Source organism: Marinobacter iranensis (genome assembly GCF_029207565.1).
GTDB classification, from domain to species: Bacteria; Pseudomonadota; Gammaproteobacteria; order Pseudomonadales; family Oleiphilaceae; genus Marinobacter; species Marinobacter iranensis.
The window spans coordinates 42,201-60,344 of record NZ_JANCMW010000008.1 but is presented as its reverse complement, the minus strand read 5'-3'; the positions used below and the strand labels follow the sequence as shown (position 1 = coordinate 60,344).

The 18,144-nt window shown below is 58.5% G+C and carries 14 protein-coding genes; 12 read left to right on the top strand and 2 right to left on the bottom strand.

What is annotated here, in order from left to right:
• From NLU14_RS13335 to NLU14_RS13315, 5 genes are all read left to right on the top strand, one after another.
• Positions 1 to 302, top strand: a 302-nt coding sequence (locus NLU14_RS13335) for an SPOR domain-containing protein (RefSeq protein ID WP_275707328.1), incomplete at its 5' end; no start/stop codon positions are given.
• Positions 303 to 558: 256 nt separating this feature from the next.
• Positions 559 to 5,007: a glutamate synthase large subunit gene (gene gltB / locus NLU14_RS13330; protein ID WP_275707326.1), complete on the top strand. Its 4,449-nt coding sequence runs from the start codon at positions 559 to 561 to the stop codon at positions 5,005 to 5,007.
• Between the two features lie 77 nt (positions 5,008 to 5,084).
• Positions 5,085 to 6,503 (top strand): FAD-dependent oxidoreductase, encoded by a 1,419-nt coding sequence (locus NLU14_RS13325; protein ID WP_275707324.1) that lies wholly within the window; start codon positions 5,085 to 5,087, stop codon positions 6,501 to 6,503.
• Positions 6,504 to 6,625: 122 nt separating this feature from the next.
• Positions 6,626 to 7,696: a uroporphyrinogen decarboxylase gene (gene hemE / locus NLU14_RS13320; RefSeq protein WP_275707322.1), complete on the top strand. Its 1,071-nt coding sequence runs from the start codon at positions 6,626 to 6,628 to the stop codon at positions 7,694 to 7,696.
• A 238-nt stretch (positions 7,697 to 7,934) separates the two neighbouring features.
• Complete coding sequence (locus tag NLU14_RS13315) at positions 7,935 to 8,303, top strand: PilZ domain-containing protein (protein WP_275707320.1); 369 nt, start codon at positions 7,935 to 7,937, stop codon at positions 8,301 to 8,303.
• Positions 8,304 to 8,521: 218 nt separating this feature from the next.
• Here the strand turns inward: NLU14_RS13315 and radA are convergent, their stop codons facing one another.
• Complete coding sequence (radA, locus tag NLU14_RS13310) at positions 8,522 to 9,901, bottom strand: DNA repair protein RadA (protein WP_275707318.1); 1,380 nt, start codon at positions 9,899 to 9,901, stop codon at positions 8,522 to 8,524.
• A 133-nt stretch (positions 9,902 to 10,034) separates the two neighbouring features.
• Positions 10,035 to 11,696, bottom strand: a complete 1,662-nt coding sequence (gene ettA, locus NLU14_RS13305; protein ID WP_275707316.1) for an energy-dependent translational throttle protein EttA — start codon at positions 11,694 to 11,696, stop codon at positions 10,035 to 10,037.
• 344 nt (positions 11,697 to 12,040) lie between these two features.
• On the opposite strand from ettA, the gene glyA reads away from it, so the two are divergent.
• The 7 genes from glyA to thiL all read left to right on the top strand — a co-directional run bounded on the left by glyA (position 12,041) and on the right by thiL (position 18,141).
• Positions 12,041 to 13,297 (top strand): serine hydroxymethyltransferase, encoded by a 1,257-nt coding sequence (gene glyA, locus NLU14_RS13300; protein WP_275707314.1) that lies wholly within the window; start codon positions 12,041 to 12,043, stop codon positions 13,295 to 13,297.
• A 66-nt stretch (positions 13,298 to 13,363) separates the two neighbouring features.
• A complete protein-coding gene (gene nrdR / locus NLU14_RS13295; RefSeq protein ID WP_275707312.1) occupies positions 13,364 to 13,882 on the top strand; it encodes a transcriptional regulator NrdR in 519 nt (172 codons plus the stop codon).
• Positions 13,879 to 14,994 (top strand): bifunctional diaminohydroxyphosphoribosylaminopyrimidine deaminase/5-amino-6-(5-phosphoribosylamino)uracil reductase RibD, encoded by a 1,116-nt coding sequence (ribD, locus tag NLU14_RS13290; RefSeq protein ID WP_275707310.1) that lies wholly within the window; start codon positions 13,879 to 13,881, stop codon positions 14,992 to 14,994. Before nrdR ends, ribD begins: the two co-directional genes overlap by 4 nt.
• 69 nt (positions 14,995 to 15,063) lie before the next feature.
• Positions 15,064 to 16,179, top strand: coding sequence for a bifunctional 3,4-dihydroxy-2-butanone-4-phosphate synthase/GTP cyclohydrolase II (ribBA, locus tag NLU14_RS13285; RefSeq protein ID WP_275707308.1), 1,116 nt, complete (start codon positions 15,064 to 15,066; stop codon positions 16,177 to 16,179).
• A gap of 55 nt (positions 16,180 to 16,234) precedes the next feature.
• On the top strand, positions 16,235 to 16,711 hold the full coding sequence (gene ribH / locus NLU14_RS13280; protein ID WP_275707306.1) for a 6,7-dimethyl-8-ribityllumazine synthase: 477 nt from the start codon (positions 16,235 to 16,237) through the stop codon (positions 16,709 to 16,711).
• Entirely contained in the window at positions 16,711 to 17,187 is a 477-nt protein-coding gene (gene nusB, locus NLU14_RS13275; protein ID WP_275707541.1) for a transcription antitermination factor NusB, read from the top strand. Before ribH ends, nusB begins: the two co-directional genes overlap by 1 nt.
• A 3-nt stretch (positions 17,188 to 17,190) precedes the next feature.
• Complete coding sequence (gene thiL, locus NLU14_RS13270) at positions 17,191 to 18,141, top strand: thiamine-phosphate kinase (RefSeq protein WP_275707304.1); 951 nt, start codon at positions 17,191 to 17,193, stop codon at positions 18,139 to 18,141.
• The last annotated feature ends 3 nt before the right edge of the window (positions 18,142 to 18,144 follow it).

Sequence of the window (18,144 nt, the reverse complement as noted above, 5' to 3'; positions counted from 1 at the left end):
AGCCAGGTTTTATACCCTCCCGTCCATCGGTTTTCATGGATATCGAGAGCGCGAGGGCCCGCGAAGGCTGGACGGTGCAACTGATTGCCGGCAATCGGGAGCAGACGGTGCTGGGCCTGATGGACCAGTACGACTCCATTTCCGGTATACTTTATACCCATACCCAAAGGCAGGGTCAGGACTGGTTTATTGGCTTCTACGGTGAATTTTCTTCCCTGGAGGCTGCGCGGAAGGCGGTTGAGCGTCTTCCGCAGGCCCTGCAGGACCAGTCTCCCTGGGTCAGGCAATTACGTGATTTCTGATCGTCCGGACGCACTCCGGTTTTAGTTTTAACTTCGTAAAAACAATAACCTGTGCCCCTCTTCCGTGGTGTGTGTTGTGAACGGCAACACTCGCAATGGAGGTGCCTGCTCCCTAAAATAAAACCTCTTTGGTTTGAGTACGTATTTCTACGCGTGTAAAATAGCCAGCCCCCATTTTCAGTGTCAAAGGGTGAATTTATTGTCTGTTTGTCAATAACTCTTTGATTGAAAAGCATTTCTACGCGAGAGAACGCTTATGATGACAGGTTTGTATCATCCCGATGAATTCAGGGACAACTGCGGCTTCGGCCTGATCGCCCATATGAAGGGCGAGGCCAGCCACAAGTTGTTGCAAACTGCCATCGAGTCGCTGACCTGCATGACCCACCGTGGTGGTATCGCTGCAGACGGAAAGACCGGCGATGGTTGTGGCCTCCTGATCCAGAGCCCTGACGTCTTTTTGCGCAAGGCTGCGAAAGCAGAGTTCGGCAAGGAGCCGGAAGGGTTGTTCGCGGTCGGCCAGGTTTTCCTTAGCCCGGTCGAGAACAAGGCAGCTGCCGGTCGTGCGGCCGTTGAAAAGCGCCTGACGGATCAGGGCCTGGAAATTATGGGTTGGCGCAAGGTGCCCACGGACGACAGTTGTCTCGGTCCAATGGCGCTTGACTGCCTGCCCTGGATTGAACAGGTATTTGTGGTTCCCGGCAAGAAAACAGAGCAGGAATTCGCCATCGCGCTGTTCGTGGGCCGTCGCCACGCTGAGCGGGATATGGCCGACGATTCCGAGTTCTACATTTGCAGCCTGTCCCACCGCACCCTGGCCTACAAGGGCCTGATGATGCCGGCAGACCTGGCCAATTTCTACAAGGACCTGGGTGACCCGGACCTGCACACCGCCATCTGCGTGTTTCACCAGCGGTTCTCCACCAATACCATGCCGCGCTGGCCGCTGGCCCAGCCGTTCCGCTATCTCGCCCACAACGGTGAGATCAACACCGTCGATGGCAACCGTAACTGGGCCATTGCCCGTGCCGCCAAATTCAGCGCACCGGAACTGCCGGACCTGCAAACCTTGCAGCCGCTGGTCAACCTGACCGGTTCTGACTCATCCAGTATGGACAACATGCTGGAAGTGTTGCTGGCCGGTGGCGTTGACCTGTTCCGCGCCGTAAGAATGATGGTCCCGCCTGCCTGGCAGAACGTGGACACCATGGACTCCGAGCTGCGGGCGTTCTACGAGTACAACTCCATGCACATGGAGCCCTGGGACGGTCCGGCTGGCCTGGTTCTTTCCGACGGCCGCTATGCCGTCTGTATGCTGGACCGCAACGGCCTGCGCCCGGCTCGCTGGGTGATCACCAAAGACGATTTCATTACCCTGGCGTCGGAAATCGGTACTTACGGGTACAAGCCGGAGGATGTTGTTGCCAAGGGCCGTGTTGGTCCGGGGCAGATGCTGGCTATCGATACCGAGTCCGGTGAAGTCTTGCATACAAAAGACGTGGACAATCGCCTGAAGTCGGCCCAGCCCTACAAGCGCTGGCTGCGGGAGAACTCCCTGCGGGTCGAGACCACGCTGAACCAGGACACCCCCGATTTCAAACTGATGCAGTCAGATGAACTTCATATACACCAGAAAATGTTCATGGTGTCCTATGAAGAGCGGGATCAGGTATTGCGTCCACTGGCGGAAAATGGTCAGGAAGCCGTGGGTTCCATGGGGGACGATACCCCCATGGCAGTCCTGTCGAGCCGCGTCCGGCATGTAGCGGACTACTTCCGTCAGAAATTCGCGCAGGTAACCAACCCGGCCATCGACCCGCTCCGCGAATCCATCGTAATGTCCCTGGAGACCTGCATTGGTGCGGAACGTAACGTATTCGAGGAAACAGCGGAGCACGCCAATCGGATCATTCTGACAACACCTGTCCTGTCGCCGGCCAAGTACCTGAAAATCGCCAACAACGACCGGCCCGGGTTTGAAGTCGCTCGCATCAGTATGAGCTATAGCCCCGAAATGGGGCTTGAGCAGGCGGTCCGCAGAGTATGCGACGACGCAGAGCAGGCGGTTCGTAGCGGCAAGGTCATTCTGATCCTGACCGACAAAGACCTGAAAGAGGGCGAGTTGCCGGTGAATGCCATGATGGCAACCGGTGCCGTTCACCACCACCTGGTTAAGAAAGGCCTTCGGTGTGATTCCAATATCCTTGTCGAGACTGGCTGGGCCCGCGATCCGCACCATTTCGCCGTACTGTTCGGCTTTGGCGCCACAGCGGTCTACCCCTACCTGGCGTACCAGGTGCTTAATGACCTGATTCGCACCGGCGAACTGATGATGGACCCGATCGATGCGAAGAATAACTATCGCAAGGGCATCAACAAGGGCCTGCTGAAAATTCTCTCCAAGATGGGCATTTCAACCATCACTTCCTACCGTGGTGCCCAACTGTTCGAGGCGATCGGTCTGGCGGATGATTTGGTGGACCTGTGTTTCAAGGGCGTTCCCAGCCGTATCCAGGGTGCGGGATTCTTCGATTTCCAGCAGGATCAAGAACAACTGGCGGCTGTTGCCTGGAAGCATCGCAAACCCATTACCCAGGGTGGCCTGCTGAAGTATGTCCACGGCCAGGAATACCATGCGTTCAACCCGGATGTGGTTGGCAAGCTCCAGGAAGCCGTTACCAGCGGCGATTACGGGCAGTATATGGAATACGCCGGGTTGGTGAATGAGCGGCCGGTCTCCACACTACGGGATCTGCTGGGCTTCCGGAAGGACATCAAAGCCATTGACTTGTCGGAAGTGGAGCCGGTGGAAAATATCTTCCCACGCTTTGATTCCGCAGCCATGTCGCTGGGCGCACTGTCTCCGGAGGCCCACGAAGCCCTGGCGGTAGCCATGAACACCCTGGGCGGCCGTTCCAACTCCGGTGAGGGTGGGGAAGACCCTGCCCGCTATGGCACCGAGAAACGCTCCAAGATCAAACAGGTGGCGTCCGGTCGCTTCGGTGTGACGGCGGAATATCTGCGCAGCGCGGATGTTATGCAAATCAAGGTAGCCCAGGGCGCCAAGCCTGGGGAGGGTGGCCAGTTGCCCGGTGGCAAGGTCAATGACCTGATCGCCCGCCTGCGCTATTCGGTGCCCGGTGTAACGCTGATTTCGCCGCCACCGCACCACGACATCTACTCGATTGAAGACCTGGCGCAGTTGATTTTCGATCTCAAACAGGTTAACCCTCACGCCCTGGTTTCAGTGAAGCTGGTATCGGAGCCTGGTGTTGGCACCATTGCCGCCGGTGTGGCGAAGGCCTATGCCGACCTGATTACCGTCTCCGGTTACGACGGTGGTACGGCAGCCAGCCCGCTGACCTCCATCCGCTACGCCGGCTCGCCTTGGGAGCTGGGTTTGAGCGAAACCCAGCAGGCGTTGCGGGCCAACGACTTGCGGGGCAAGATCCGTCTGCAAACCGATGGTGGCATCAAGACCGGCCTGGATGTGGTCAAGGGTGCGATCCTGGGCGCCGAGAGCTTTGGCTTCGGCACCACCCCGATGGTGGCCCTGGGTTGTAAATACCTGCGGATCTGTCACCTGAACAACTGTGCGACCGGTGTCGCCACCCAGAATGAGTATTTGCGGGAAGAGCATTTCAAGGGCACGGTCGAGATGGCCATGAACTTCTTCCGTTTTGTGGCGACCGAGACCCGGGAATGGATGGCGAAGCTGGGTGTACGGAACCTGGAGGAACTGGTGGGCCGTGTTGACCTGCTGGAGCGCCTGCCCGGTGACACCCCGCGCCAGAAGAAGCTGGACCTGACGCGCCTGCTGTCCAACGACCATATTCCGGCGGATAAACCCAACACCTGTCAGGTGGAGCGTAACCACCCGTTCGATGAGGGCAAGCTGGCTGAGCAGATGGTGAAAGACATCTCAGATGCGATAGTTGCCAAGGCCGGTGGTACATGGTCCTACAGGGTGACCAACTGCGACCGTTCCATCGGTGCCCGCCTGTCGGGTGAGATTGCCCAGCTACACGGCAACCAGGGCATGGTGTCTGCTCCCATCACCCTGGAGCTGACCGGCACTGCCGGCCAAAGCTTCGGGGTCTGGAACGTGGGCGGCCTCAATCTGCTTCTGGAAGGCGATGCCAACGATTACGTGGGTAAGGGCATGACAGGCGGCAAGCTGGTGATCCGGCCGCCCTCCGGCAGTGCCTTTAAATCCCAGGAGACCTCGATTATCGGTAACACCTGTCTGTATGGTGCAACCGGGGGCAAACTGTTTGCTGCCGGTACAGCCGGTGAGCGTTTCGGCGTGCGTAACTCTGGTGCTCATGCGGTTGTGGAAGGCGTCGGGGACCACTGTTGTGAATACATGACAGGTGGTCTGGTAACCGTTCTTGGCAGTACCGGCCATAACTTCGGCGCCGGTATGACCGGTGGTTTCGCCTATGTGCTGGACCTGAACAATACCTTCGTGGACAAGTACAACCATGAACTGGTGGAAATTCAACGGATCTCCAGTGAAGAAATGGAGTCCTACCGGAACCACCTGCGCGGTGTTGTCCGGGAGCACATTTCCGAGACCGCGAGCGAATGGGCAGAGCATATTCTTGACAATTTCGACGACTATATCGGCCGCTTCTGGCTGGTCAAACCCAAGGCGGCGAACCTTCGCAGCCTGCTGGCCAGCACCCGGGCGCGCCCGGAGTAAGGGTGGTTGAAACAGGATCGGGGCGTTGCCATTAAGGCAGCGCCCGCGTCGAAATTGAGTCTGATGAGAGCTTCATAATGAAAGAACGACTGAGTAACGACTTCCAGTTTGTCGAAGTAGGGCGTGTCGACCCGAAAAAGGTGCCGGCAAAGAAGCGCAAAAAAGAGTTTGGTGAAATCTATCACCCGTATACCCAGGATAATGCTGCATCCCAGTCACATCGCTGCCTGGAGTGCGGTAATCCGTATTGCGAGTGGAAGTGCCCGGTACACAATTACATCCCGAACTGGCTGAAGCTGGTTTCCGAAGGCAACATCATGAGAGCGGTGGAGTTGTGTCACCAGACCAACTCGCTGCCCGAAGTCTGTGGCCGGGTCTGTCCCCAGGATCGTCTGTGTGAGGGGGCCTGTACCCTGAATGACGGCTACGGCGCGGTGACGATCGGGTCTGTGGAAAAATACATCACCGATACCGCTTTTGCCCTGGGCTGGAAGCCGGATATGTCTGCCGTCAAATGGACGGACAAAAAGGTCGCGGTGATTGGTGCTGGCCCTGCTGGATTGGGCTGTGCCGACGTTCTGGTGCGCAACGGTGTGAAGCCGGTGGTGTTCGATATCTATCCGGAAATTGGCGGCCTGCTGACCTTCGGCATTCCCGAGTTCAAGCTTGAGAAATCGGTGATGACTCGCCGTCGTAAGGTATTCGAGGAAATGGGCGTGGAATTCCGCCTGTCCACGGAAGTGGGCAAGGACGTGGTGATGGCAGACATTCTTGAGGAGTACGATGCCGTTTTTATGGGCATGGGCACCTACACCTACATGAAGGGCGGCTTCCCGGGCGAAGACCTGCCTGGCGTCCACGATGCCCTGCCGTTTCTGGTCTCAAACGTGAACCGTCGCCTTGGGTTTGAGAAAGATGCTGCCGAATTCATCGACATGAAAGGTAAACGAGTGGTGGTTCTCGGTGGTGGCGATACCGCCATGGACTGTAACCGCACCTCGATTCGCCAGCAGGCCGCGAGTGTTACCTGCGCCTATCGCCGTGACGAGCAGAACATGCCGGGTTCCCGCCGGGAAGTGTCCAACGCCAAGGAAGAGGGCGTTAAGTTCATGTTCAACCGTCAACCGATCGCTATTATTGGCGAAGACCGGGTTGAGGGTGTGAAGGTGGTTCAGACTCGCCTCGGCGAGCCCGATGAAAACGGTCGTCGCCGCCCGGAAGTGGTTGCTGGAAGCGAGGAAGTCATCCCCGCCGATGCCGTGCTGGTGGCTTTCGGTTTCCGGCCAAGCCCGGCCGACTGGTTTGACGAGCTGAAGGTAAACACCGACGATTCCGGCCGTGTCAGTGCCCCGGAGGAAGTGGAGTTCGGCTTCCAGACCAGCAACCCCAAGATTTTCGCCGGCGGCGACATGGTCCGTGGCTCGGATCTGGTCGTAACGGCTATCTGGGAAGGTCGCCAGGCGGCGGAAGGTATCATGGACTACCTGGACATCTGACCGTCACCAGGGTTGATCCGGATCATAAGGGCGGCTTGCTGATGGCGGGTCGCCCTTTTTTATTGCCACAAACCGGGTATCATTGCCCTCCAAACTTAGACAGACAGCAGATTGGGAATGCTATGACCGAGCTGAAAAATGACCGTTTCCTGCGCGCGCTGATGCGTCAGCCCGTGGATCGCACACCGGTGTGGATGATGCGTCAGGCCGGCCGATACCTGCCGGAATACCGTGCCACCCGCGCCAAAGCCGGGGATTTTCTCAGCCTCTGCAAGAACACACCGCTGGCCTGCGAGGTTACCCTGCAGCCACTGGAGCGCTTCCCGCTGGACGCCGCCATTCTTTTTTCAGACATTCTCACCATTCCCGATGCCCTGGGGCTGGGTTTGTACTTCGAAACCGGGGAAGGCCCGAAATTTCGCAATACCATTCGATCTGCCGCCGACGTGGCCGCGCTGCCAAAGATCAACGCGGAAGTGGACCTGGACTACGTGATGAATGCTGTGTCCACCATCCGTAGCGCGCTCAATGGCAGCGTTCCGCTCATCGGCTTCTCTGGCAGCCCCTGGACCCTGGCCACCTATATGATTGAGGGTGGCTCTTCCAAAGACTTCCGCGAAGCCAAGAAGCTGATGTACGGACAGCCTGAGGTGATGCACCAGCTGCTGGATCATCTTGCGGATTCGGTCATCGATTACCTGAACGGCCAGATCCGCGCCGGCGCCCAGGCGGTGCAGATTTTTGATACCTGGGGTGGCGTGCTGAGTAGTTGGGCTTATCAGGAGTTCTCCCTCAACTATATGAAGAAAATTGTATCGGGTCTGATTCGCGAGAATGACGGCCGCCGCGTGCCGGTGATCCTGTTCACCAAGAACGGCGGCCAGTGGCTGGAGTCGATTGCGGAGTCCGGTGCCGATGCCGTGGGCCTGGACTGGACAACGGACATCGGCAACGCCCGTGCCCGCATTGGTGATCAGGTTGCCCTGCAGGGCAATATGGACCCGGCCATGCTGTACGCGCCGCCGGAGCGGATTCGCCAGGAAGTGGCGGATATCCTGTCCCGCTACGGTTCCGGGCCAGGGCACATCTTCAACCTTGGGCATGGAATAACCCCGGACGTTGATCCGGAGCACGCTGGTGCGTTTATACGCGCTGTGACTGAGCTTAGTCCCTCGTATCATAAACAAGATTGATAATAGGGAGTATCGGGTGGTTGCCGGGCCATTCCAAAACGCGCCCGTGAATACGTCCATGTAGGGCTCGGTCGCGCCATCCCTGGCGCTCCACGGTTTTGGAACGGCCCGGCAACCACCCTTTGTCGCAATTTCGCGTTAACGCTCCGAAGTTCGCCCTGTTGGGTGCCAACGCTAGATAGAAGCTCCTGTGAGGTCTATAGTCATATCAGACAAGACCGGTAAACAGGAGTAACCCTTGCCAACCAAAGCTCCCGAAAAACGCCGTTTCCACAGAATCTCCTTCGACGCCGAATGCGAACTGCACTGGCAGGATGAAGTGTGGGTGAGTGAGGTTTTGGATATTTCGCTAAAGGGCGTGCTGGTGAAACGGCCGGAAGGGTGGAACGTTCCGCTGAAACAGCCTTGTGAGGTGATTATCCACCTGGATGATCAAGAGACCGGGATCGTGATGGCCGTTGAGTTACGGCATATTGAAGAAGAGCGGTTGGGGTTCAAGTGCCAGTATATTGATCTGGAGAGTGCCACCCACCTTAAGCGGTTGGTGGAGTTGAATTTGGGGGACCAGGCGTTGTTGGAAAGGGAGTTTGCGCATTTGATTGATTGAGGTGTTCGGGCGGGCTGGTTGTCGGATTACGGCTTCGCCTAATCCGACGGTTAAAGAAATAACTGCGAAGTTTGAGGGCGGGATTGGAAGGGCCTTTCCAAAAATGTGCGGAGCCATGGATGGCGGAGCCCAAGCGCACATGGATGTGCTTGAAGCGTTTTTTGGAAAGGCCCTTCCAATCCCACCAAGCACCAAACAAGCAGGCTAGGGCTCAAGCTTTAGAGTTCCTCCAATGCTGAAAGTGCATCGCTAAGCTTGGTCACAGGGATAACCTTCATCCCCTCAATAGTCTTGCGGGGGGCGTTGGATTTGGGTACCAAGGCACGGGTAAAGCCGTGTTTCGCGGCTTCATAGATGCGCTCCTGGCCACTGGGCACCGGGCGGATCTCGCCGGACAGGCCGACCTCACCGAAGATCACCAGATCCTGGGGCAGGGCGCGGTCACGGAAGGATGACACTATGGCTGCGAGTAATGCCAGGTCTGCACTGGTCTCATTGACCTTCACGCCGCCCACCACATTCACAAACACATCCTGATCCGACACATGCATGCCCCCATGGCGGTGCAACACCGCCAGAAGCATCGCCAGCCGGTTCTGGTCCAGGCCTACCGCAACGCGCCTCGGGTAGCCTCCCTGGGCCATATCCACCAACGCCTGGATCTCCACCAGCATCGGCCGTGTGCCCTCCCAGACCACCATCACCACACTGCCAGGGGCGGCCTCCTCGCCCCGGTTCAGGAAGATCGCGCTGGGGTTCTTTACCTCTTTCAGCCCCTGCTCCAGCATTGCAAACACGCCCAGTTCGTTCACCGCGCCAAAACGATTCTTGATGCCCCGCAGGGTGCGGTAACGGCTGTCGCTGGAGCCTTCCAGCAGGATGGAGCAGTCGATCATGTGCTCCAGCACCTTCGGCCCGGCCAGGCTGCCGTCCTTGGTGACGTGGCCGACCAGGAACAGAATGGTGCCGGTCTGCTTGGCAAAGCGGGTCAGATAGGCGGCACTTTCGCGGACCTGTGAGACGCTGCCGGGGGCGGATTCCGACTCGGCAACGTGCATCACCTGGATACTGTCCACCACCAGGATGCGGGGCTTCTCGGCCTCCGCGATCTGCATGACCCGCTCAACGCTGGTTTCCGACAGCATTTTCAGGTCTGCGGTAGGTAGTCCCAGACGTTTGGCCCGCATGGCGACCTGCTGAAGGGACTCCTCGCCGGTGACGTACAGCGCCGGAACGCTGGAGGCCAGATGGCAGACCGCCTGCAGCAGCAAGGTACTCTTGCCGGCGCCAGGGTGGCCCCCCATAAGGATGGCAGAACCCTCCACAAGGCCTCCGCCCAATACCCGGTCGAATTCCTGCATGCCGGAGCTGATGCGAGGCTGTTCCGCCAGACTGACGTCATCCAGGCTCTTCACTTCCGACAGGGCACCTGCAAAGCCCTCAAAGCGGGCTCCGCGGGCGCCTCTGGCATTGCCGCCACTGACGCCGCGAACCTCGCTGATGGTGTTCCAGGCCTGGCAGGCGGTGCATTGACCCTGCCATTTGGAGTAGTCCGCACCACATTCGGTGCAGACATAGGCGGTTTTGGCTTTTGCCATGGCGGTGGTGCGACCTTCTGGATTGGTTGTCGGATTACGGCTTCGCCTAATCCGACCTACGGTTAGCGTTGAATTATGATGTATTTCGCGTAGGTCGGATTAGGCCCGCAGGGCCGTAATCCGACAACACACGTCAAGCCAGTTTCTTGTACTTCATTCGCTGGGGCACCATGGCAGAATCGCCTTTGCGCTTCTTGTGGTCCTCATCGTATTCGCTGAAGTTACCCTCGAAGTACACCACTTCTCCGTCGTCCTCGAACGCCAGGATGTGGGTGGCCACCCGGTCCAGGAACCAACGGTCGTGCGAGATTACCAACGCGGAACCCGGGAAGTTGAGCAGGGCTTCTTCCAGGGCGCGCAGGGTTTCCACGTCCAGGTCGTTCGTGGGTTCGTCCAGCAGCAATACGTTGCCGCCTTCCTTCAGCAATTTCGCCAGGTGCAGGCGGTTGCGCTCACCGCCGGACAGGTCGGCCACCCGCTTCTGCTGATCGGCACCCTTGAAGTTGAAACGGCCCACGTAGGCTCGTGACGGCGTCTCGTAGTTGCCGATCTTGATAATGTCGTTACCGTCGCTGAGCTCTTCCCATACGGTATTGTCGCCGTTCAGGTCACGCATCTGGTCCACATAGGCCAGCTTCACGGTTTCGCCCACGGTGATGTCGCCGGAATCCGGCTTGTCGTGCCCGGCAATCATCCGGAACAGGGTGGACTTGCCCGCGCCGTTGCCGCCGATAATGCCCACGATGGCGCCGGGAGGCACACTAAACGACACATCCTCGTATAACAGGTGGTCGCCGAAGGACTTGCTGATGCCGTCCACTTCGATCACCTTGTCGCCCAGGCGGGGGCCGGGCGGGATGTAAAGCTCGTTGGTTTCGTTGCGCTTCTGGAATTCCTGGGAGCTCATTTCCTCGAAGCGGGCCAGGCGAGCCTTGCTCTTGGACTGGCGGCCCTTGGCATTGCTGCGTACCCACTCCAATTCGTGCTTGATGGTCTTCTGGCGGGACGCTTCTTGCTTGGCTTCAACTTCCAGGCGCTTCTCCTTGTTCTCCAGCCACTGGCTGTAGTTTCCTTCGAAGGGAATACCTTGCCCACGGTCAAGCTCCAGAATCCAGCCGGCAACGTTGTCGAGGAAATAGCGGTCGTGGGTAATGGCAACCACGGTACCGCTGTAGTCATGGAGGAAGCGCTCGAGCCAAGCCACGGACTCCGCATCCAGATGGTTGGTGGGCTCATCCAGCAGCAGCATGTCCGGGCTTGAGAGCAGCAGCCGGCAAAGTGCCACACGGCGACGCTCGCCACCGGAGAGATTTTTCACCATGGCGTCCCAGGCTGGCAGGCGCAGTGCATCAGCAGCGACTTCCATCTTTCGCTCGATATCGTGACCATCGCTGGCCTGGATAAAGGCCTCCAGTTCACCCTGTTTCTTCGCCAGGGCATCGAAGTCGGCATCTGGCTCGGCATAGTCGGCATAGACCTGGTCTAGCTGCGCCAGGGCATCGTGAATGCCGGAGACCGACTCATCGACAATTTCCTTGACGGTCTTGGCATCATCCAGCTCAGGCTCCTGAGGCAGGTAACCCACATTGATGCCCGGCTGGGGGCGTGCTTCACCAATGTAATCCTGATCGATACCCGCCATAATACGTAGCAAAGTAGACTTACCGGCACCGTTGAGGCCCAGTACGCCGATTTTGGCACCCGGGAAAAAACTCAGGGAAATGTCTTTAAGTATTTCGCGCTTGGGCGGAACCACCTTGCCCACGCGGTTCATGGTGTATACGTATTGGGCCATGTTGGCTAAACCTCTTTGAAAACAGGGTGTGAATTCTGGCGCCGGTGGCGCGGGCATCGGGGGGGGGGCCTTCAGGGATACGCTGTGAATACATCCCTGTACGCTCGACAAAATCATCCCTGATTTTGACGATCCCTGAAGGCCCGCCCCGACGCCCTTGATCTGGTTGCGTACTTTGATTCGGTAAGGTATCGAAACCAATCAGGGATAGCAATTGAGCAAAAAGCGCAGGTAGCGGCGTGTCGGTATCTGCGGACCGCATAAAGGATGATTTTTTACCCATTTGTAAGATAGAATAGCGACCCATTTTTTCGGGCAGCTAAGCACACAGGGGCAGCGCATCCATGTTTAATCGTGATATGAAAATCGCCGGCTTTGACGACGAGCTCTGGAACGCCATGCAGGCGGAAGAAAAGCGCCAGGAAGCTCATATCGAGCTGATCGCGTCTGAGAACTACACCAGCCCGCGGGTGATGGAAGCCCAAGGCAGCGCACTGACCAACAAGTACGCAGAGGGCTATCCCGGCAAGCGTTATTACGGTGGCTGCGAATTCGTCGACATCGCCGAGGACCTTGCTATCAGTCGCGCCAAAGAACTGTTCGGTGCTGCCTATGCCAATGTCCAGCCCCACTCAGGCTCCCAGGCCAACGCCGCCGTGTTTATGGCGCTGCTCAAGCCGGGCGATACCGTCCTGGGCATGAGCCTGGCCCACGGTGGCCACCTGACCCACGGGGCCAGCGTCAACTTCTCCGGCAAGATATACAATGCCGTGCAGTATGGCCTCAACCCGGAAACCGGCCTGATTGATTACGACGAAGTGGAAAGCCTCGCCCTTGAGCACAAGCCAAAGATGATCATCGCCGGGTTCTCGGCCTATTCCCAGGCGCTGGATTTCCCCCGTTTTCGCGAGATTGCCGACAAGGTCGGTGCTTATCTGTTCGTGGACATGGCGCATGTGGCAGGCCTGGTGGCAGCCGGTGTCTATCCGGACCCTATGCCTCACGCCCACGTGGTTGCGACGACTACCCACAAAACCCTGCGCGGCCCCCGTGGTGGCCTGATTCTGGCTTGTGATGACGCCGATCTGCAGAAAAAACTGAACTCCGCGGTATTCCCCGGCGGCCAGGGTGGTCCATTGATGCATGTTATCGCCGCCAAGGCGATATGCTTCAAGGAAGCCATGAGCGATGAATTCAAAACCTATCAGAAGCAGGTCATCAAGAACGCCAAGGCCATGGCCGAGGTCTTCGTATCCCGTGGCTTTGATGTGATTTCCGGCGGTACCGAAAACCACCTGTTCCTGGTCAGCCTGATCAAACAGGACATCACCGGTAAAGACGCAGACGCAGCCCTGGGCCGAGCGCATATCACCGTCAACAAGAACGCGGTACCCAACGATCCACGCTCGCCGTTTGTAACCTCCGGCCTGCGCATTGGTACTCCGGCTGTAACAACTCGTGGCTTTGGTGAGTCCGAGTGTCGCGATCTGGCGGGCTGGATGTGCGATATTCTGGATAGTCTGGAAGACGAAGCCGTCAATGGCCGGGTTCGTGAGCAGGTTGAAGGCCTGTGTTCACGCTTCCCGGTCTACGCCGGCTAATTAGCCCGAACGCACTGTCAGGCGCCCTGCAACGCAACGCCTGACGGATTGCAGGAGCTTCAGCTTATGCATTGTCCTTTCTGTGGTGAAGCGGATACCAAGGTAATCGACTCCCGGCTGGTGGCTGAGGGTGATCAGGTGCGTCGCCGCAGGGAATGTCTGTCCTGTCGCGAGCGTTTTACCACCTTCGAGTCCGCTGAGCTGGTGATGCCTCGTGTCGTCAAGCAGGATGGCACTCGGCAGCCGTTTGACGAGGAAAAACTCAGGGCCGGTCTGATGAAGGCGTTGGAAAAGCGCCCGGTCAGCATTGAGGAAATTGAGGCTGCGTTGAACCGAATCAAGTTCCGGTTACGGGCTACCGGCGAGCGGGAAGTAAAGTCCATGCAACTTGGTGAAGAGGTTATGACCGAGTTACGCCAATTGGACAAGGTCGCCTACGTGCGTTTTGCCTCGGTGTACCGCAGTTTTCAGGACGTCAACGAGTTCAAGGAAGAGATTGAGCGGCTTTCCGCGACGTCGGGCGACGACCCTGTGGATGTGGCCAAGGTCCTGGCGGATAACCATTCCTCCAAAGGACAGGCATGATCGACGCCCAGGACACAGCTTTCATGGCAAGGGCGGTGCAGCTCGCGTGGCGTGGCCGCTATTCGACCCATCCGAATCCACGCGTGGGATGTGTTATCGCCCGTGGCAGCAAGATCCTGGGCGAAGGCTGGCACGAGCGCGCCGGTGAGGCCCACGCTGAAATCCGGGCCCTGAGCCAGGCCGGACCAGAGGCCCGCGGTGCAACTGCGTATGTCACCCTGGAGCCCTGCAGCCACTTCGGCCGCACGCCTCCCTGCGCCAAGGCACTGATTGAAGCAGGGGTTGCCCACGTCTTTGCGGCCACCAAGGATCCCAATCCTTCAGTTTCCGGTCGTGGCCTGGATATGCTCCGTGAGGCTGGTGTCCGCGTAACGGAGGGTTTGCTGGCGGAAGAGGCGGTGCGACTGAATCCCGGTTTTATGAAACGGATGAACATTGGCCGGCCCTACGTACGGCTTAAAATGGCATCCAGCCTCGATGGCAGGACCGCTATGGCGTCGGGTGAAAGCCAGTGGATTACCGGCGTGGAGGCTCGCCGGGACGTTCAACGGCTCAGGGCCATCAGCGATGCCATCCTGACCGGTGTGGGAACCGTGCTGGCGGACAACCCGTCTTTGACCGTGCGCCGGGGTGAGCTGGGTGATATCGGTGATGCCACCGAGCCGTCTCGCCAGCCGTTGCGGGTGATCGCGGACCGGGATGCACGCACACCGCCAGGTGCTACGATCCTTCAGGGGGGGAACGTACAGGTTTTCTGTGCCTCTCCGACATTGGCAACGGCACCGGCGCAGGATCTTGCCGCGCTTGGCGTGGGCCTGACCGGTGTCGCCTGGAAGGACAACGGCGTTGATGTGCGCGAGTTGCTTGATTCACTGGGTGAGCTGGGCATCAACGAATTATTGGTGGAAGCCGGCCCGACACTGGCCGGAACCTTTATCAGCGAACGCCTGGTGGATGAGCTCTGGCTTTACCAGGCACCGGTGTTCCTCGGCAGTACTGGCCGGCCGACGGCCAATCTGCCACTGGAATCCATGGCGGACAAGGTGCAATGGAAAGTGCTGGATCGCCGTCAGTTGGGTGAGGATCAACGGCTGATCCTCACCCCGGGTTAACGGTTACTAAATTCATGGTTGGCACGTGCCGGTGACGGGGCGGGCAGACCAACAGGATGCGGAAACGGTATGGCACTGAACAGTATTGAAGAGATTATCGAAGATATCCGTCAGGGCAAGATGGTCATCCTGATGGATGATGAAGATCGTGAGAACGAGGGCGATCTGGTGATGGCTGCTGAATACTGTACGCCGGAAGCCATCAACTTCATGGCGAGGTTCGGCCGTGGTCTGATCTGCATGCCGATGACCCGACAGCGCTGTGAACAGCTCGGTCTGCCGTTGATGGTGCAGCAGAACGCTTCCGGGTTCGGGACCAAATTCACACTGTCCATCGAGGCTACCGAGGGTGTAACCACCGGTATTTCCGCTGCCGACCGCGCCCGCACTGTTCAGGCGGCAGTGGCGCGCAACGCCAAGGCGTCGGATCTGGTGCAGCCGGGGCATATCTTCCCGTTGATGTCGGATCCGGGTGGCGTTCTGAGCCGTGCCGGACATACCGAAGCGTCCTGTGATCTCGCTGCCCTTGCCGGTTGTGAGCCCGCCGGAGTGATCTGCGAAATCATGAACGATGATGGTTCCATGGCCCGCCGTGAGGACCTGGAAAAGTTCGCCGAGACTCACGGCCTGAAGATCGGCACCATTGCAGACCTGATCCACTACCGCACGCTGAACGAACGCACGATTGAGTGCGTGGAACAGTATGATCTGGACACGGAATACGGTGTGTTCAACCTGCGTACCTATCGCGACAACATTCAGGGCTCGACTCACCTGGCGATGGTGATGGGACAGATTTCCGCCGATGATCCGGTGCTGGTACGTGTGCATATCACCGATACCTTGCGTGATCTTCTCGGTGCACGCCGCTTGGATTCCCGCAGCTGGCCGCTCCACCATGCCCTGGAGAAGGTTGCCCAGGAAGGGCGTGGAGTTGTGGTGCTGCTCAACAGCGCGGAAGACAGCTACAATCTTGAAGATCGTATCCACGAATTTTTCGAACAGGACAAGAAATCTGCGGGTAAGGGCAGTTCCGGTGTCTATTTTACCGTCGGCACCGGTTCCCAGATCCTGCGGGACCTCGGCGTTGGCAAAATGCGGCTGCTGAGCCCGCCCATCAAATTCTCCGCGATTTCCGGTTTCGAGCTGGAAGTGGTGGAATACGTGCCCTACACCCCTGAATGATGAACCCCGGCAGCTCCGTACCTTAGGGGCGGGGTTGCCAACGAAGGAGCCATGCATGGCGGATATCAAAGTAATTGAAGGTGATTTCACTCACTGCAGCGGTAAGTACGCGCTGGTTGTTGGTCGGTTCAACGGTTTCGTTGTCGAAAGCCTGGTTGAGGGTGCGGTTGATACCCTGCGGCGCCATGGTATCGCCGATTCCGATATCACCATTGTGCGGGTGCCCGGCGCCTATGAGATGCCTCTGGCGGTCAAGCGCGTGGCCGAGACTGGCAATCATGATGCCATTATCGCCCTGGGAGCGGTTATCCGCGGTGGTACACCCCATTTCGAGTATGTTGCCGGTGAAGCATCCAGCGGCCTGGGCGCGGTCAGCCTTGAGACCGACGTACCAGTGACCTTTGGTGTACTGACCGTCGATTCCATCGAACAGGCAATCGAGCGTGCCGGCACCAAGGCTGGAAATAAAGGCGCCGAAGCGGCGATTACGGCCCTGGAAATGGTCAGCCTCTTCAAGAAACTGGGTGAATGATGAGCGCATCGGAAGACAGTACTGCGCAACCGGCCCCTGCAGGCCAGCCCAAGGCAGGCGACAGACGCCGGGCTCGGGCTCTTGCCATGCAAGGACTGTATCAGCGCCACTTCAGCAAGAGCTCGATTACGGATATTGAATCCGAGTTCATCGTTGACAATGATATGTCCAAGGTGGACACCGCCTACTTCCGTGATCTCCTTCGGGGCGTTCACCGGGAGCAGGCCGAGCTGGACCGTTTGCTGGAGCCTTTCCTCGACCGCCCCATCCATGAGGTGGATGCCATTGAGCTGGCCATCGTGCGTCTGGGTACGTACGAGCTCAAGCACCGGCTGGACGTTCCCTATAAGGTGGTGATTAACGAGGGGATCGAGATGGCCAAAAAGTTCGGTGGTACCGAAGGCCACAAGTTCGTCAACAGCCTGCTTGACAAGCTCAGCCATCGCCTGCGGCTCGCCGAGATACGCCCCCGCTGAGTGATGGGTGAATTCGAGCTGATCCGCCGTTATTTCTTCCCGATTGCCGAGGCTGGAAACACCTCGGCGATTCGGCTTGGGCCTGGCGATGACTGTGCGATTCAGCGTATTGAGCCGGGCATGGATCTGGTGTTCTCCGTGGACACCCTGGTTGAAGGTGTTCATTTCCCCCGCCAATACGACCCGGAAAAGCTCGGCTGGCGAAGCCTGGCTGTCGCGGCAAGCGATCTGGCGGCCATGGGGGCCGACCCGGTCTGCTTTACCCTGGCGTTAACGCTCCCCGATGCCGATCCGGATTGGCTGAGTGCCTATGCTCGCGGGCTGGCAAAGGCAGCCAGGAACTTCGGTTTGTCGCTTGCGGGCGGTGACACCACACGCGGACCGCTCACTCTCAGTCTGCAGGTTCATGGCACGGTACCGAAGGGGCAAGCCATCCAGAGATCGGGCGCGCAGAGTGGGGACTATGTCTGTGTTTCCGGCACCCTGGGTGAGGCGGGAGCCGCGTTGGATCATCTTGGCAGCGATAGTCCCGGGCCGGATGTACAGGCGGTTTTGGCACGATACCATTTCCCTGAACCAAGGCTGGCACTTGGCGCGGCCCTACGCGGGCGCGCTACTGCTGCCGTGGATGTGTCGGACGGGTTGGTGGCGGATTTGGGGCACATCCTTGAAGCCTCTGGCGTCGCGGCCAACATTGATACAGATCGCCTGCCGTTATCCGAACATCTGAAACGCCTGGCAGGCGAGGCGGCCATCGGCCTGGCATTGAATGCCGGCGATGATTATGAATTATGCGTTACCCTGTCGCCACAGGTCTGGGCTGACCTGCCCAGGGCAGTCCGCAGCCAGTTGACCGTCATTGGAAAGGTGGTTGCAGGAGAGGGGTTAACCATAGAGCGGAACGGCTATACTGAGAGCCTGCCGGCAGGAGGGTATGATCATTTCAGGAACTGATTC

Excerpts from the sequence above, each read along its gene's own strand:
- thiL (WP_275707304.1), top strand. The coding sequence starts at position 17,191 with ATGGGTGAATTCGAGCTGATCCGCCGTTATTTCTTCCCGATTGCCGAG.
- nrdR (WP_275707312.1), top strand. The coding sequence starts at position 13,364 with ATGCATTGTCCTTTCTGTGGTGAAGCGGATACCAAGGTAATCGACTCC.
- gltB (WP_275707326.1), top strand. The coding sequence starts at position 559 with ATGATGACAGGTTTGTATCATCCCGATGAATTCAGGGACAACTGCGGC.
- radA (WP_275707318.1), bottom strand. The coding sequence starts at position 9,901 with ATGGCAAAAGCCAAAACCGCCTATGTCTGCACCGAATGTGGTGCGGAC.
- ettA (WP_275707316.1), bottom strand. The coding sequence starts at position 11,696 with ATGGCCCAATACGTATACACCATGAACCGCGTGGGCAAGGTGGTTCCG.
- ribD (WP_275707310.1), top strand. The coding sequence starts at position 13,879 with ATGATCGACGCCCAGGACACAGCTTTCATGGCAAGGGCGGTGCAGCTC.
- ribH (WP_275707306.1), top strand. The coding sequence starts at position 16,235 with ATGGCGGATATCAAAGTAATTGAAGGTGATTTCACTCACTGCAGCGGT.
- glyA (WP_275707314.1), top strand. The coding sequence starts at position 12,041 with ATGTTTAATCGTGATATGAAAATCGCCGGCTTTGACGACGAGCTCTGG.
- nusB (WP_275707541.1), top strand. The coding sequence starts at position 16,711 with ATGAGCGCATCGGAAGACAGTACTGCGCAACCGGCCCCTGCAGGCCAG.
- ribBA (WP_275707308.1), top strand. The coding sequence starts at position 15,064 with ATGGCACTGAACAGTATTGAAGAGATTATCGAAGATATCCGTCAGGGC.
- hemE (WP_275707322.1), top strand. The coding sequence starts at position 6,626 with ATGACCGAGCTGAAAAATGACCGTTTCCTGCGCGCGCTGATGCGTCAG.
- NLU14_RS13325 (WP_275707324.1), top strand. The coding sequence starts at position 5,085 with ATGAAAGAACGACTGAGTAACGACTTCCAGTTTGTCGAAGTAGGGCGT.